The sequence below is a fragment of the Mycobacterium sp. genome (genome assembly GCF_051006775.1).
Lineage (GTDB): Bacteria > Actinomycetota > Actinomycetes > Mycobacteriales > Mycobacteriaceae > Mycobacterium.
Window position 1 is genome coordinate 1 of record NZ_JBPCSX010000112.1, and the last position, 15275, is coordinate 15275.

A 15275-nucleotide genomic window follows, 5' to 3' on the forward strand; every position below is an offset into this window, starting at 1 on the left:
CGGAACGCGTGCGCGAGCTGGTTGGCCCGGGCCTCCATCTGCCCGAAGGTGACCACAATCCCCGACGGGTACAGGATCGCTGCGGGCTTGTCAGGGGTGGCTTCCGCGTGCTCCCGGATCTGCATGTGTGGCTGGGTGTTATGCGTCTGACAGACGCTGCTTGAGCGCCTCGAACTCGTCGCGCACTCCGGTCGGCAACTTCTCACCGATGAACTCGAACCACTCTTCGATCTGGGGCAGCTCGGCGCGCCATTCCTCCGGGCTCACCTTCAACGCCGCTTCGACGTCGGCGGCATCGACATCCAGGCCACTCACATCGAGCTCGTCAGCGGCGGGCACGACACCGATCGGGGTGGACACCCCATTGGCCTTGCCCTCGACCCGGCCGACGATCCACTTCAGCACCCGGCTGTTCTCGCCGAAACCCGGCCACAGGAATCGGCCGTCGTCACCGCGGCGGAACCAGTTGACGAAGAAGATCTTCGGCAGCTTGGACTCATCGGCGTTCTTGCCGAGGTCGAGCCAGTGCTGGCAGTAGTCACCGGCGTTGTAGCCCAGGAACGGCAGCATGGCCATCGGGTCACGACGGATGGCACCGACCTTGCCCTCGGCCGCGGCAGTCTGCTCACTGCCAAGCGTTGCACCGATGAACACCCCGTGCTGCCAGTCCAGAGCCTGGGTCACCAGCGGGACGGTCGTCTTGCGCCGACCGCCGAACATGATCGCCGAGATCGGAACACCCTGCGGATCGTCCCACTCCGGAGCCAGGGTCGGGCACTGCGACATCGGTGTGCAGTAACGCGAGTTCGGATGTGCGGCGGGCGAATCTGAGTCCGGCGCCCAGTCGTTGCCCTTCCAGTCGACCAGGTGCTGCGGGTCGCCCTCGAGGCCTTCCCACCAGACTCCGCCGTCATCGGTCAACGCGACATTGGTGAAAACGGTGTTGCCGGCAGCGATGGTCTTCATCGCGTTGGGGTTTGAGCTCCAGTTGGTGCCGGGTGCTACACCGAAGAAGCCGAACTCCGGGTTGACCGCGTAGAGGCGGCCGTCCTTGCCGAAGCGCATCCAGGCGATGTCATCGCCGAGAGTCTCGGCACGCCAGCCTGGAATGGTCGGCTGAATCATGGCGAGGTTGGTCTTGCCGCAGGCCGAAGGGAATGCCGCGGCGATGTAGTAGGCCTTGTTCTCCGGCGAGATCAGCTTGAGGATCAGCATGTGCTCGGCGAGCCAGCCCTCATCGCGCGCCATCACCGAGGCGATGCGCAACGAGTAGCACTTCTTGCCCAGCAGCGCATTGCCGCCGTAGCCCGACCCGTAGCTCCAGATCTCCCGGGTCTCCGGAAAGTGCGAGATGTACTTGGTCGCGTTACACGGCCACGACACGTCGGCCTGACCGGGCTCCAGCGGAGCGCCGAGTGAATGCAGCGCCTTCACAAAGAATCCGTCGGTGCCGATCTTGTCCAGCGCCGCGCTACCCATCCGGGTCATGGTGCGCATCGAGACGACGACGTACTCGGAGTCGGTGATCTCCACGCCGAGCTTGGGATCGTCGGCCCCGAGCGGTCCCATGCAGAACGGCACCACGTACATGGTGCGACCGCGCATACAACCGCGGTAGAGGTCGGACATGATCGCGCGCATCTCGGCAGGCGCCATCCAGTTGTTGGTGGGCCCGGCGTCGATCTCACGCTCGGAGCAGATGTAGGTCCGCGACTCCACCCGGGCGACATCCGACGGCTCCGAGCGGGCCAGGTATGAACTGGGCTCCTCGGTGTCCGACAGTGGAATGAAGGTGCCTGCGTCGACCAGCCGGCGGCTGAGGCGCTGGTACTCCTCCTCCGAGCCGTCGGTGAAGACCACGCGATCAGGCTGGGTCAGTTCGGCGACTTCCTGAACCCAGGCCAGTAGGCCCGCGTGCTTGGTCGGCGCCTTGTCCAGACCCGGGATGGTCGCAGAGGTCATCGGTATCTCCCGCCTAAGTTTGTGTTTGGAAGATTAACGCGGGCGCGCGCGCCGTTGCTAATCCGGAGTATGTCCGATCAGTCCGGCCGGCGACCCACGAACGGCGCAGACGTCAGCAACGCGGCCTCCGCGGCCAGAACCCGGGCCGTGACCCGGTCTTCCAGCGCCGATCTCAGCCCGGCGGTGATATCGGCCACCCACCGGTCGGCGGCCGCCCGTTCGGAAAGCAGCCGACGGGTACGCACCACCCACAACCCGAGCGCCAGACCGATCAGCGCGCATCCGGATGCGATCACCGGCGTCCAGCGGGGCAGGAAATCCCCGACCGCCCGGCCCAGGGTCAACGCCACCCCGGCCCCCAACACGATCCCGAGCACGGTCGCCAGCCGGCTCTCCAGACCTGCCGGTGGCAGCGGAGGTTCACCCGGGAGCACCGGCGCCTCCTGCCACCCGACCGGCCCACCGGTCACCGCGGCCAACCGACGGGTGACCTCGGCCTCGAGTTCAGCGGTCACCCGGGCGATCCGGCGGCGGGCATGGCGGGCGAAGAGGTCCACAGAGCTCAGTTCCGCCGCCGCTGCCTGCAGTTCGGCGCGGAGTCCGGCACATGTCCCGCGGACCGCGGCTGACGACTCGATGCGGCACTGCTGCAGCCGGATCCGGGCGGCCAGGTCGGGGCCACCGGTCCGCGACGGGCGGAGACTGAAACCTGGCGGAGTGCCGATCGCCGAGCGCACCGCGGAGACCAGATCGTCGACCCGGACCGGGCCGACATCGGGTGCCGCAGCCACCGGCACCCAGGTGACAGGCAGCAGCGCCCGGTTGGCTTCCAGCACTGCCCGCCAGGTGCGGTGCACATCGACCTTGGAGACCGTCGCCACGACCGGGCCGCGGTGACGTTCCAGCAGCCGGGCCTGTGCCGGGGTCATCGGCGCGGCTGCCGACACCACGAACACCACTGCCGCCGGGCGATCACCGGCCGCCCAGTCGCCCGCCTCGAGCACGGCCTGGCCGCTCAGCCGGGCCCGCAGGGCCGCGACCACACTGGTGGTGCCGGCCAAAGCCGGACCGACGACCAGCACGGCGCTCACCGCCGGTCCCACAGTCGCAGCGCACCGCGGACCAGGTCCAGACCGCACCAGCGGTGTAGTTCAGAGACCGGACCCGCGGAGTAGCGCTGCCAGTGGATTGCCATCCGCAACGGATCGGTGGCCCGCGGTATCGGCATTCCGGCTGCCGCCAGCACCTCGGCTGCGGCGGCCATCCGGGCCAGCACCACGTCATCCCCGGCCACGAATCGGGCGAGCCGCGCGCCGCCGGGGCCAGCACCCATTCCGGTCAACTCGGTCAGCACCGCCCTCATCCGCCGGTAGCGGACCGGGGCGGCGGCCCGGTCGATCTCGGCGCAGACCGCGTCCATACCGCTGGCCCGGCGCAGTGCCGCCCGCACCGCGATGCGGTCAGCGCCATCACGCAGGGCTGCCACGGCGGTGGCGATACCGAACAGGTCCAGCCGGGTCAGGAGCCGGCCGCGCACCCGAGCGGACAGCCGTGCCGGGCCTTCGGCCAGCTCCCGCAACGGGTCCAGGAGGCCCCCGTCGATCAGGCAGCCGTCGATCGGGCAGTCATCGAGTCCGGCCGGATCGAGGGCGGCCAGCGCCACCAGCGCCGACAGCGGCACGACGGGAATGCCGGTACGCCGACGCAACTCCACGCACCTGGAGAACGCCGCCACCATCGGGCCGGCCCCGGTGAATCCGATCAGATCGGCCTTATTGAGCACCACGACCGTCGGCCGTCCACCTGACAGCGCCGAGAGGTCCTCTGCGGTGAACGTCTCCACCACCACCCGAACCTCCAGCTCCGGGTCCGAGTCCGGGGCGCAGACCTGCGTTCCGGCTGACTGCAGGGCCCGGACCACCGTGCGGACACCGGCCCCTGGCCTGCCCCGCACCCCTACTCGCAGGGGGGCGTCGAGATCGCCGGCCAGCCGCTCCAGCGCCGGGAGCGTCGCGGCACCGGCGGTCAAGACCGGCGAGAGCGGGCAGACGGCCATCCGGCCAGGGTGGCAGCAGGCCGGCCGGGCGGCCAGTCAGGTCGGAAGACAACTGTTGGGTATCAATCTCGTCCGCGATAGCGGCGGCCGGCGGTTCATGAGCCACCATGGATCAATGCCTGTTCAGCGCCCCGCCGTGCCCGAGGCGGCAGCGCATCAACCCAGGCGGGTGACCAGCTTCCGGTCCCGTCGCTCGGCCCTGACCGAGGCCCAGCAGGGGGTGTGGGACCGGCTGTGGCCGGCGTTGGGCCGGCAGGCCGACGGCGAGGAGAAACTCGACGTCGCGGGCTGGTTCGGCCGGGAGGCCCCGTTGATCCTGGAGATCGGCTGCGGGACCGGCACCTCGACCCTGGCGATGGCGCAGGCCGAACCCGATCTCGACGTGATCGCCGTGGAGGTCTACCGCCGCGGGCTGGCCCAACTACTCAGCGCAATCGACCGCTCATCCGAGGATGCGCACCCGGTGACCAACATCCGGATAATCCGGGGCGACGGCACCGACGTCCTCGAACATCTGCTGACTCCCGCCTCCCTGACCGGGATCCGGGTGTTCTTTCCCGATCCCTGGCCCAAGGCGCGCCACCACAAACGCCGGTTGATACAGCCGCCGACGGTTGCGCTGATGGCCGACCGGCTACGGCCCGGCGGGGTGCTTCATGCGGCCACCGACCATGCCGATTATGCCGAGCAGATTGCCGAGGTCGGCGATGCCGAACCGCTGCTGCGCCGCGCGGAACCTGATGAGCCACTGCCGATCTCGACAGCACGACCGACCACGAAGTACGAAACCAAGGCTCACCACGCCGGCAGCGCGGTGACCGAATTCATCTGGGTGAGGCGAGCATGACTGTCATCGATGAGAGCACCGTAACGACGGACTGTCCACCGGATCTCGAGCTGCAACAGCCACTGAAACGGGTTTTGCTGGTGTGGGATGCGCCCAATCTGGACATGGGATTGGGCTCGATCCTGGGCGGGCGGCCGACCGCCGCACACCGGCCCCGATTCGACGCGCTCGGCCGCTGGTTGCTGAATTGCACCGCTGAGCTGGCAGCCGGTCACCGGGTCCTGGAGCCCGAGGCGACGGTGTTCACCAACATCGCGCCAGGCACCGCCGATGTGGTGCGGCCCTGGGTGGAGGCCCTGCGCAACGTCGGGTTCGCGGTGTTCGCCAAACCGAAGATCGACGAGGACAGCGACGTCGACGACGACATGCTGGCCCATATCGCGCTACGGCGGGCCGAGGGCCTGGCCGCGGTGCTGGTGGCCTCTGCCGACGGCCAGGCGTTTCGGGGCCCGCTGGAGGACCTCGCCACCGAGGGCATTGACGTCCGGGTGCTCGGATTTCGCGAACATGCCAGCTGGGCGTTAGCGTCGGATACCTTTGAATTCGTCGACTTGGAGGACATTCCGGGAGTTTTCCGGGAGCCACTGCCGCGAATCGGCCTGGATTCGTTGCCAGAGCACGGTGCGTGGCTGCAGCCCTTCCGGCCGCTGTCCTCGTTGCTGAACTCGCGAATTTAGACCGGAGGCGGGCACACCGCCATAGCGTTAGATCTGACTGTCAGTGAGGAGATCCGAGTGTTCGCCTGGTGGGGCCGAACCGTTTACCGGCACCGGTACATCGTCATCGCACTGATGGTCGCGCTGTGCATCGGTGGCGGTATCTTCGGCATTGATCTGGGTAAGCACGTCACCCAGAGCGGTTTCTACGACGAGGGCAGCCAGTCGGTGGCCGCCTCACTGCTGGCCGACGGCGCGTACGGACGCGATACCTCCGGCCACATCGTGGCGGTCTACACCGCACCGGACGGCAAGACCGTCGACGACCCGGAGTTCACCAAGAAGATCCTGGACAACCTCGACACGGCCCAGAAGGACCACCCCGACGAGATCCTGCGGGCGATCGGCTATTTCAAGAGCCCCGAGATGCTGTCGAACATGGCCGACGCCGGCAAGAAGCACGCCTTCATGTCGATCCAGCTCAAGGGCGACAACGACGACACCATCCTGAACAACTACAAGGCGGTCAAGGACAGCTTCAACATCCCCGGTATCGAGGTGCAGCAGGCCGGTCTGCAACCGCTGGCCGCGGAACTCACCGGCACCATCGGAGAGGACCAGCAGCGCGCCGAGGTGGCGGCCATCCCGCTGGTCGCGGTCCTGCTGTTCTTCGTCTTCGGCGGCGTGGTCGCGGCCAGCCTTCCGGCGATCATCGGCGGACTGTCGATCATGGGCGCGTTGGGCATCATGCGGCTGATCGCCGACCACACGCCGGTGCACTTCTTCGCCCAGCCCGTCGTGACTCTGATCGGGCTGGGTATCGCCATCGACTACGGCCTATTCATCGTCAGCCGGTTCCGCGAAGAGCTCGCCGAGGGCTACGACACCGAGGCGGCGGTACGCCGGACCGTCATGACGTCGGGGCGAACCGTCATCTTCTCCGCGGTGATCATCGTCGCCTCCTCACTGCCGCTGCTGCTGTTCCCGCAGGGCTTCCTGAAGTCGATCACCTACGCGATCATCGCCTCGGTCATGCTCGCGGCGATTCTGTCGATCACCGTGCTCGCGGCGAGCCTGGCCATCCTCGGGCCCAACGTCGACGCACTGGGGGTGCGCACCCTGCTCCGGGTGCCGTTCCTGGCCAACTGGTCGTTCTCCCGCAAGATCATCGACTGGTTCGCCGACAAGACCCAGAAAACCAAAACCCGGGAGGAAGTCGAGAACGGCTTCTGGGGCAAGCTGGTCAACCAGGTGATGAAGCGGCCCATCATGTTCGCCGCGCCGATCATCGTCTTCATGATCGTGCTGATCATCCCGCTCGGGCATCTCGCGCTCGGCGGCATCAGCGAGAAGTACCTGCCACCGAACAACTCCGTGCGGCTGGCGCAGGAGGAGTTCGACAAGACCTTCCCCGGCTTCCGCACCGAGCCGCTGACGATGGTCATCCAGAGCGATAACGGTCAGCCCGTGACCGACCAGCAGGTCGCCGAGATCCGCAACAAGGCGATGGCCATCAACGGATTCACCGACCCGGACAACAATCCCGACGCGATGTGGAAGGAGCGGCCGTACCTGGACGGGGCGTCGAAGAACCCGTCAATCCGGGTGATCCAGAACGGTCTGGTGGTCCGCAACGACGCGTCCAAGAAGATCGCCGAGCTACGCGACATCACCCCGCCGAAGGGCCTCAACGTCTATGTGGGCGGCACGCCGGCGCTGGAGCAGGACAGCATCCACTCGTTGTACGCGAAGCTGCCGCTGATGGTCCTGCTGCTGATCACCACGACGACGATTCTGATGTTCCTGGCATTCGGATCTCTGGTGCTGCCGATCAAGGCGGCCCTGATGAGCGCACTGACACTGGGTTCGACGATGGGCGTGCTCACCTGGATGTTCGTCGAGGGCCACGGCTCGGGGATCATGACCTACACCCCGCAGCCGTTGATGGCGCCGATGATCGGGTTGATCATCGCCGTGATCTACGGCCTGTCCACCGACTACGAGGTGTTCCTGGTCTCCCGGATGGTGGAGGCTCGCGATCGCGGCATGTCGACCACCGAGGCGATCCGGATCGGCACCGCCACCACCGGCCGGCTGATCACCGCGGCCGCACTTGTGCTCGCGGTGGTAGCCGGCGCTTTCGTGTTCTCTGATCTGGTGATGATGAAGTACCTGGCGTTCGGGCTGCTGATCGCGCTGTTACTCGACGCCACCATCGTGCGGATGTTCCTGGTGCCGGCAATCATGAAGCTGCTCGGCGACGATTGCTGGTGGGCGCCGAAGTGGATGAAGCGGCTGCAGATCAAGATCGGTCTGGGCGAGACCACCCTTCCCGACGAACGTCGCCCTGCCGTGCCCGAACCACAGGGCGCGCTGGTCGGTGCCGCGGCACCGGCTCCGGCCAGGCCCGTGCCCCCGGCGCAGAGTTCGCCGCGCCAGCGCGTCCCCGCTCCCCCGCCGCCAGCACCGGTCGACGCCCCGACCACGCGGTTCGCCGCGCCGGAGAAGGAAGACCGGGACATCAGCTCCTGGCTGGGCGAGTTGCGTGCCAAGGCCGCGCGACGCGAGCCCGACGTCGAGCCGACGGCGGAGCCGACCCAGGTGATCCCGACTCCCACCGTGGCCGATGACGCCACCACCGCAATGCCGATCATCTCGGCCGAGGAAACCCGGGCGATTCCGATCAGCCGGCCGGGCGAACCCGACTCCGATATGGCCACCGAGCAACTCAACGCCCGCGGCAAGCAGGGCGGCGGGGTCAGCGCGCAGGAACTGCTGCGCCGGGAAGGCCGGCTCTAGTCCGGTTCGGCCTCAACCAGCACCGCGTTGTCCGCAGCCTCCAATTGGGCTGCCCTACCTGCCGGGTTGTCCGCGACCAGCACGCGAATAGCGCTGTTGAGGAACGCCAGAACCGGCACCGACAGCAGCGCGCCCACGACTCCGGCCAGCACCGCCCCGGTCGCGATGGCCAGCACGATCGCCAGCGGATGGATCGAGACCGCACGGCCCATCAGCAGGGGCTGCAGTACGTGGCTCTCCAACTGCATCACAGCGATGATCAGCCCGAGGGTGATCAACGCGTAGAAGACACCCTTGGCCAGCAGTGCGACCACCACCGCGAGCATCCCCGTGACCACCGCACCGACTACCGGGATGAAGGCGCCCAGGAAGACCAGAGATGCCAGCGGCAGGGCCAGGGGCACACTCATGATGGCAAGCCCGGTGCCGATACCGATGGCGTCGACCAGAGCCACCAGGAAGGTCGCGCGCGCGTAGCCGATCAGCGATCCGAAGCCGGCCCGTCCCGCGTCACGAACCCGTTCCCTGGCGCCGGCCGGCACGATCCGGGTCAGATAGTCGTAGATGTTGCGACCGCCGTAGAGCAGGAAGATCAAGGTGAACAGCATCAGCAGTGCGCCGGTCACGATCTCGGCGAGAGAGGCCGCGGTGGAGAGTGCTCCGGTGGTCAGCTTCTCCTGATTGTCGCGCAGTGCCTTGACAGCCGCGTCTCCGGCCTTCTCGATCTGTTCATGACTCAGGTGCGCCGGACCGTCGATTAGCCACTTTGTGGCGTTGTCGATACTGCGCGTTACCTGCTCGGTCAGACTTGGCAATCCCGAAATGAACTGGCTCACAACGAAAGTCATGATCCCGCCGAAGGCCGCGAACCCGGTGAGGAGTACAAGCGCGACGGCGCCGCCGCGTGGGGCGCCGCGACGGTCGAGCCAATCGACGGCAGGCACCATCAGCGCGGTCACCATCACCGCCAGCGCGACCGGAACCAGAATCACCTGAAGCTCACCCACCAGCCACAGCAGCGCCAGGATCGTGGCCAGGATGACCAGGAGGCGCCAGCACCAGGCGGCGGCCTTGCGGACCAATGGATCAACGGCATCATCGTCACGAGAGCGCCCGGCCGGCATGCGGTCAGCCTAACCTGCACGGCTACCCTGCGCGGCTACCCTGAAAGACGTGGCCCACGAACGCGGCTCGCCCGCCCGGGGCAGGTTCTGGTGGGTGCGCTGGGCGGTTCTCGGCGTCGCCTTGATCGTGCTCGCGGTCGAGGCCGGACTCGTGTGGGATCAACTGGCCAAGGCGTGGGCCAGCCTGCGTTCGGCCAACGGATGGTGGGTGCTCGCGGCGGTCTTCGCGGCGATGATGTCGATGCACAGCTTCGCCCAGATTCAGCGGACGTTGTTGCGCTCAGCCGGTGTCACGGTGCAGCAGTGGCGTTCAGAGGCCGCCTTCTATGCGGGTAATGCGTTGAGCACGACACTGCCCGGCGGTCCGGTGCTCTCGGCGACCTTCGTCTATCGCCAGCAACGCCGTTGGGGCGCTTCGCCCGTGGTGGCCTCCTGGCAGCTGGTGATGTCCGGCGCGCTACAGGTGGTCGGCCTGGCCCTGCTGGGCTTGGGTGGCGCATTCCTGTTGGGGGCCAAGGACAATCCGTTCTCACTGCTGTTCACCCTCGGCGGCTTCGTGGCCCTGCTGCTCCTGGCACAGGCGGTGGCGACCCGGCCGGAACTGATCGACGGAATCGGGGTGAAGATCCTCGGCTCGCTGAACTCGGTGCGCAACAAGCCCGCCGACACCGGTCTGCGCAAGTGGCGCGAGACACTCGCCCAACTGGAATCGGTCAGCCTGAGCCGACGCGAACTCGCCGTGGCGTTCGGGTGGTCACTGTTCAACTGGGTGGCCGACGTGGCCTGCCTGCTGTTCGCCGCCTACGCCACCGGAGGCCATCCGTCGCTGCCCGGGTTGACCGTTGCCTACGCGGCAGCCCGCGCGGTGGGTGCGATTCCGCTGATGCCCGGTGGGCTGCTGGTGGTGGAGGCGGTACTTGTGCCGGGTCTGGTGTCCAGTGGGATGGCGCTTCCCGCCGCCATCTCGGCGATGCTGATCTACCGACTGGTCAGCTGGATCTTCATCTCCGCCATCGGGTGGGTGGTGTTCTTCTTCATGTTCCGCACCGAAGGCGCTCTGCACCCCGAGAACGTCATCGACGAACTCGAGGCCGAGGAGTTGTCCGTCATCGACGAACTCGCCCCTGAGGATGAGGATCACGGCTGAACGCGGTTGGATGACCCGATGACAGCTGCATTCCGGAGTGCCGCACTCGCCTTCGCCGCCGACGTCGTATGCGTCATCGCCTTCGTCTCGGTGGGCCGGCGCAACCATGCCGAGGGCGTGACCCTGGTCGGCATCGCCGAGACGGCATGGCCGTTCCTCACCGGCACGGTCGTCGGCTGGCTGGTCTCGCGTGGCTGGCGGCGCCCGGCGACACCGGTGCCGACCGGTCTGATCGTCTGGGTGTGCACCGTCGTGGTGGGAATGGCACTGCGCGTGGCCAGCGGCGAGGGGATCGCGTTCAGTTTCATCCTGGTGGCCACGCTGGTCACCGGAGTCCTACTGGTGGGCTGGCGGGCCGTTCGCGCCGGATTGAGCCGGCGTACGCACTAGGAGGCGGGCGCGTCCGGGGCCGGGGCTCCGCCGCAGCGACCACGCAGCTCGACCAGCGGCTGCCGGATGCCCTGGAGCTCCGCCCTCACCTGCGGGTTGGCGTCGAGGTAGGTCGCAATGTCGCCTCGACGCTCATCGCGAGGGGTGCCGTCCAGTCCGGTGAAGAACGCATTGACGTCCGGGTGGGTGAACAGATAGGCCGACATCGCGGCGGAGACACCCGCGGACACACCGGCGAGGTCGGCGGCGGTGCAGTTCGGCGGAGCCGCGACGGCCTGCGGGGCCAACCCCACCCCGAGTCCGATCACGATCGCGCCGGCAGAAAGTCGGACAGTGCGGATCATGCTGGGACTCCTTCATCCGGGGTTGGTCCGATCGTAGGCCACCGGGGCCCGGGGAACGCACAGCCGGCTGGGGTAGTCTCGCATCACGCTATTCGCCTAGTGCCGGTCGCGGGGAGTTTGCCATCCAGCAGTTCATGATGCGTCTGAGTGGCAGCCTGCGCAGACATCGCCGGCTGGTAATTCTCTGCTGGGTGCTTGCCCTGATCCCCTCGATCTGGCTGGCGCTCACCCAGTCCCAGAACCTGACCGGCGGCGGCTTCGAGGTGGCGGGTTCCCAATCGCTGCGCGTGCAGCACGATCTCGAGGATCACTACCCGCAGCAGGGCGCCTCACCGCTCGCACTGGTGGCCGCACCGCGCGCCGACGCCACCTACGAGGACATGGCCGCGGCGGTGTCGCAGTTGGAGCAAGCCGCCCAGGAGATCCCCAGCATCACGCTGGCCCCCACCCTCACCCAGCCCGCGCCGGCGCCCGACCGGCCCTACGTCGTGACACTTCGACTCGGCTTCGACAACACCGGAGCGGTGGACGTCGCCCGCCAGCTACGGACCAAGATCGGCGTCAGCGGTGACCAGCCGGGCCGGACCGAGAACGGCCGGGTCCGGCTCTACGTGATCGGTCAGGGTGAGCTCGGCGCGGCCGCCCAGATCAGCACCAAGCACGACGTCGCCGCCGCAGAGCGCTGGAATCTGCCCATCGTGCTGATCGTGCTCGTCATGGTGTTCGGCTCGCTGGCCGCCGCGGCCATCCCACTGGCGCTGGGCGTGTGCACGGTCGTGGTGACCATGGGCGTGGTCTATCTGCTGTCCACGGTGACCACCATGTCGGTGTTCGTCACCTCCACGGTGTCGATGTTCGGCATCGCACTGGCCGTCGACTACTCGCTGTTCATCGTGATGCGGTTCCGCGAGGAATTACAGGCCGGCCGGGACGCTGATCAGGCCGCGGACGCGGCGATGGCGACATCCGGCCTTGCGGTGGTGCTCTCCGGCATGACGGTGATCGCGTCGCTGACCGGCCTGTACCTGATCAACACCCCGGTGCTGCGGTCGATGGCCACCGGGGCGATCCTCGCCGTCGGGGTAGCAGTCCTGACGTCGGCCACTCTGATCCCGGCGGTGCTGTCGACCTTCGGTCGGGCCGCTGCCCGACGGTCGCCGCTGCTGCACTGGTCGCGCCGGCCGGAGTCCGCCCAGTCCCGGTTCTGGACCCGCTGGGTCAACGCGGTGATGCGCCGGCCGTGGGTGTCGGCCAGTGCCGCGACGGTCGTCCTGCTCCTCCTGGCGGCGCCGGCGGTCTCCATGGTGCTGGGCAACAGCCTGCTGCGTCAGTTCCCGGCGTCGCACGAAGTCCGCGGCGGGGTGGCCGCGGCCGCCGAGGCGCTGGGTCCCGGTGCGCTCGGTCCGATTCGGATCCTGGTCACCTTCCCCGAGGCCGGCCCCAATGCCGACGCCGCCGGCCCGGACAACACTGAGGTCCTGGCTGCCCTCAGCAGAACCGCGTCAATGGCGGTGAACATCGCCTCGGTGTCGCCCCCCGAGTTCTCCGACGACAATCGCAGCGCGCTGCTGTCGGCCGTGCTGGCCGTCGATCCTGAGGAGTTGCGGGCCCGCCAGACCGTCGACTGGTTACGCGCCAACCTGCCCGAGGTGACCGGGCAGTCCGGGATCCGGGTCGACGTCGGCGGGCCGACCGCACTGATCAAGGATTACGACGATCGGGTGGCCGACACCCAGTGGGTGGTCCTCGGGTTCGTGGCGCTGATCGCCTTCGTGATGCTGCTGATCTCCATCCGGTCGGTCTTCCTTGCACTCAAGGGCGTGCTGATGACTGTGCTGTCGGTCGCGGCCGCCTACGGCAGCCTCGTCATCGTGTTCCAGTGGGGCTGGCTGCAAGGCATCGGCTTCGAGCCGATCAACTCGATCGACAGCACCATTCCGCCACTGGTGCTGGCGATGACCTTCGGCCTGTCGATGGACTACGAGATCTTCCTGCTGACCCGGATCCGGGAGCGTTACCTGCAATCCGGTGACACCCGCGACTCGGTGGCCTACGGCGTAGCCACCAGTGCCCGCACCATCACCAGCGCCGCACTGATCATGATCGCGGTGTTCATCGGCTTCGCCTTCGCCGGCATGCCCCTGGTGGCCGAAATGGGGGTGGCATGTGCGGTGGCGATCGCCGTGGACGCCACCATCGTCCGGCTCGTCATGGTGCCCGCGCTGATGGCGATGTTCGACCAGTGGAACTGGTGGCTCCCCGGTTGGCTGGCGCGAATCCTGCCGTCGGTGGATTTCGAAAAGCCTTTACCCAAGGTCGATCTCGGTGATCTCGTGGTGCTGCCCGACCACCTCACCACGGTGGCGCCACCCAGTGCCGATCTGCGGATGGTGGTCCGCGGCGCGGCACGGCTCAAGGAGATGGCGCCCGATGCGGTCAGTGTCGCCGATCCGCTGGCCTTCAACGGTTGCGGTCTTGCGATCGGATCACTGACCGGGAGGATCAAGGGTGGGGACGGCGGTCTGGAAGTCGCGGCCGGACTGGCCCTCCCGCCGCGATCCCCCGCGGCGCGCCCGGTACACCCGGTGACGGTGTGGCGAGGACGGCTCGCCGTCGCCCTGGACGCGCTGGAGACCGATGCCGCCACAGCCCGGCTGAGCCCGGTCGAGACCACCAACGTGCAGCTGCCCACCGGGGATCGATTGCAGATTCCCACCGGCGCCGAGACGCTGCGACTGCAGAGCTACCTGGTGCTGTGCCGCAACAATCGCGCGGACTACGTCCAACTCGCCGACGTGGTCGACGCCAACGGAATTGAGAACGCCGCCGTGGTGCTGGCCGGTATCGACCGGTATTACGGCTCCGGACAGCCCGAACGGCAGTGGATCGCGACGCAACTGGTGCGCCGACTGGCCGATCCGATGCCGTCCGACGACGGGGACCCCGCCGCGGCCCCGGCCACCGAATGGGAGACTGTTCGGCAGACCTGCCTGAACCTGGCGGTGGCGATCCTGGAGGAGGCGAGTTGACTCGCCCATCCGAGCAATCCGCCGACCAGGCGCCGGTCGAGTTCTGGCCAACAGCCTCGATCCGCTCAGCCCTGGAAACCGGCGATATCACTGTCTGGCAGCGCATCGTGGTCGCGATCAAACGGGATCCCTACGGTCGTACCGCCCGTCAGGTCGAGGAGGTTCTGGCCGCGGCCGCCCCGTACGGAATCTCCAAGGCACTGACCGAGGTTCTCTCCCGCGCCCGCACCCATCTGGAGGCCAACGAACGCACCGAGGCCTCCCGCCATGTCCGGCTGCTGCTGGAGCGGTCCGGTCTCAACGAGCGGGAATTCGCCTCGCGGATCGGGGTGTCGGCCTCGGAGTTGACGGCCTTCCTGGACGCCTCGATCAGCCCCGCGGCGTCGTTGATGATCCGGATGCGTCGACTCTCGGACCGGTTCGCCAAGATCCGCGTCCAGGATTCCCCGGCCGACGACGACGGCGGCGCCGGGGAGTACCAGGCCGACGCCGATGGCGCGCACTAGCGTGGGCGTCGATCAATTGCGGGAGATCCTCCGCGACACCAAGACCGTGGCGGTCCTCGGCGCATCGGACAACCCGGCACGGCCCAGCAACGAGGTGTTCGGCTACCTCGCCCGGCACAGTCACTATCAGCTGTACCCGGTCAACCCCAACGTCGGCGAGATCGACGGCGTCACGGCGTACCCCACATTGGCCGAGCTGCCCGTAGTACCCGACATGGTCGATGTCTTTCGCCGCGCGGAGGAACTTCCCGCCGTTCTCCAGGAGATTCTGGCCCTGCACCCGCTGCCGAAATACCTGTGGCTACAGCAGGGTCTGCGCGATGAGCAGGTGGCCAGAGCCGCCCGTGACGCCGGTTTGACAGTCGTGATGGATCGCTGTCTCAAAGTTGATTACGCGAACCTCATCGGGCGTTGA

At 67.6% G+C, this 15275-nt stretch carries 13 protein-coding genes; 8 read left to right on the plus strand and 5 right to left on the minus strand.

All coding sequences use genetic code 11. The features are described from left to right. Positions 1 to 138 precede the first annotated feature (138 nt). The 3 genes from ACR2JI_RS08205 to ACR2JI_RS08215 all read right to left on the minus strand — a co-directional run bounded on the left by ACR2JI_RS08205 (position 139) and on the right by ACR2JI_RS08215 (position 4018). Positions 139 to 1962, minus strand: a complete 1824-nt coding sequence (locus ACR2JI_RS08205; protein WP_526389586.1) for a phosphoenolpyruvate carboxykinase (GTP) — start codon at positions 1960 to 1962, stop codon at positions 139 to 141. A gap of 77 nt (positions 1963 to 2039) precedes the next feature. Then, entirely contained in the window at positions 2040 to 3053 is a 1014-nt protein-coding gene (locus ACR2JI_RS08210) for a hypothetical protein (protein ID WP_526389587.1), read from the minus strand. Beyond that, positions 3050 to 4018 carry a hypothetical protein gene (locus ACR2JI_RS08215; RefSeq protein WP_526389588.1) on the minus strand — a complete coding sequence of 323 codons (969 nt, stop codon included), beginning with the start codon at positions 4016 to 4018 and terminating at the stop codon, positions 3050 to 3052. The genes ACR2JI_RS08210 and ACR2JI_RS08215 overlap by 4 nt, the downstream gene beginning before the upstream one ends. Positions 4019 to 4115: 97 nt before the next feature. On the opposite strand from ACR2JI_RS08215, the gene trmB reads away from it, so the two are divergent. The 3 genes from trmB to mmpL3 are packed head-to-tail and all read left to right on the plus strand — an operon-like array spanning position 4116 to position 8320. Further along, on the plus strand, positions 4116 to 4865 hold the full coding sequence (trmB, locus tag ACR2JI_RS08220) for a tRNA (guanosine(46)-N7)-methyltransferase TrmB (RefSeq protein WP_526389616.1): 750 nt from the start codon (positions 4116 to 4118) through the stop codon (positions 4863 to 4865). Beyond that, positions 4862 to 5542, plus strand: coding sequence for an NYN domain-containing protein (locus tag ACR2JI_RS08225; protein WP_526389589.1), 681 nt, complete (start codon positions 4862 to 4864; stop codon positions 5540 to 5542). The genes trmB and ACR2JI_RS08225 overlap by 4 nt, the downstream gene beginning before the upstream one ends. Before the next feature lie 57 nt (positions 5543 to 5599). Beyond that, positions 5600 to 8320 carry a trehalose monomycolate exporter MmpL3 gene (gene mmpL3, locus ACR2JI_RS08230; RefSeq protein WP_526389590.1) on the plus strand — a complete coding sequence of 907 codons (2721 nt, stop codon included), beginning with the start codon at positions 5600 to 5602 and terminating at the stop codon, positions 8318 to 8320. On the opposite strand, the gene ACR2JI_RS08235 is transcribed toward mmpL3, so the two are convergent. Further along, a complete protein-coding gene (locus ACR2JI_RS08235; RefSeq protein ID WP_526389591.1) occupies positions 8317 to 9444 on the minus strand; it encodes an AI-2E family transporter in 1128 nt (375 codons plus the stop codon). The two genes, mmpL3 and ACR2JI_RS08235, sit on opposite strands and share 4 nt — an antisense overlap. A 49-nt stretch (positions 9445 to 9493) precedes the next feature. Between ACR2JI_RS08235 and ACR2JI_RS08240 the strand changes: the two genes are divergently transcribed. Next, entirely contained in the window at positions 9494 to 10591 is a 1098-nt protein-coding gene (locus tag ACR2JI_RS08240) for a lysylphosphatidylglycerol synthase transmembrane domain-containing protein (RefSeq protein WP_526389592.1), read from the plus strand. A gap of 18 nt (positions 10592 to 10609) precedes the next feature. Further along, positions 10610 to 10981, plus strand: coding sequence for a DUF3054 family protein (locus ACR2JI_RS08245; RefSeq protein WP_526389593.1), 372 nt, complete (start codon positions 10610 to 10612; stop codon positions 10979 to 10981). Here ACR2JI_RS08245 and ACR2JI_RS08250 read toward each other — a convergent pair. Further along, complete coding sequence (locus ACR2JI_RS08250; protein WP_526389594.1) at positions 10978 to 11325, minus strand: hemophore-related protein; 348 nt, start codon at positions 11323 to 11325, stop codon at positions 10978 to 10980. The genes ACR2JI_RS08245 and ACR2JI_RS08250 overlap by 4 nt on opposite strands. Before the next feature lie 134 nt (positions 11326 to 11459). Between ACR2JI_RS08250 and ACR2JI_RS08255 the strand changes: the two genes are divergently transcribed. Genes ACR2JI_RS08255 through ACR2JI_RS08265 form a run of 3 tightly spaced genes read left to right on the plus strand, consistent with a single transcriptional unit; the run spans position 11460 to position 15275 of the window. After that, entirely contained in the window at positions 11460 to 14354 is a 2895-nt protein-coding gene (locus ACR2JI_RS08255) for an MMPL family transporter (protein WP_526389595.1), read from the plus strand. Continuing rightward, positions 14291 to 14860 (plus strand): XRE family transcriptional regulator, encoded by a 570-nt coding sequence (locus ACR2JI_RS08260; protein ID WP_526389596.1) that lies wholly within the window; start codon positions 14291 to 14293, stop codon positions 14858 to 14860. Before ACR2JI_RS08255 ends, ACR2JI_RS08260 begins: the two co-directional genes overlap by 64 nt. Then, positions 14847 to 15275 (plus strand): CoA-binding protein, encoded by a 429-nt coding sequence (locus tag ACR2JI_RS08265; RefSeq protein WP_526389597.1) that lies wholly within the window; start codon positions 14847 to 14849, stop codon positions 15273 to 15275. The genes ACR2JI_RS08260 and ACR2JI_RS08265 overlap by 14 nt, the downstream gene beginning before the upstream one ends.